Consider the following 412-nt stretch of genomic DNA (forward strand, 5'->3'; position numbering starts at 1 on the left):
GTCTTCGCGAATGCGGCGTCCGCGCTCATCGACCTTGGGCTTTTCGACTTCTTCCGTACGCTCGACAACCGGCGCCTGCTTGGCTTCGGGTCCTGCAGAGGTTGCTTCCAGATCGATGATCTCGCGCAGTAGGATCTTCGATTCGGTCAGCTCGTCGCGCCAGATGATGATGGCCTGAAAGGTCAGCGGGCTTTCGCAAAGCCCGGCGATCATCGTTTCGCGGCCAGCCTCGATACGCTTGGCGATCGCGATTTCGCCTTCACGCGACAGAAGCTCGACCGAACCCATTTCGCGCAGATACATGCGGACCGGGTCGTCGGTGCGGTCTGTAGGCTCTTTCTTGGCAGGGGTCGCGGCAACGGCCGTGCCGGTACGTTCGGCGAGCTCGTTTGCCTCTTCCTCGGCGTCGTTT

At 61.4% G+C, this 412-nt stretch carries 1 protein-coding gene; it reads right to left on the reverse strand.

Annotated features, from left to right (window positions below; translation table 11 throughout):
* On the reverse strand, positions 1-412 hold a 412-nt coding region (locus AB1462_RS32300), incomplete at both ends, for a sigma-70 factor domain-containing protein (protein ID WP_367249197.1).

The organism is Pseudomonas sp. SB113, from assembly GCF_040754745.1.
GTDB lineage: Bacteria > Pseudomonadota > Gammaproteobacteria > Pseudomonadales > Pseudomonadaceae > Aquipseudomonas > Aquipseudomonas grimontii.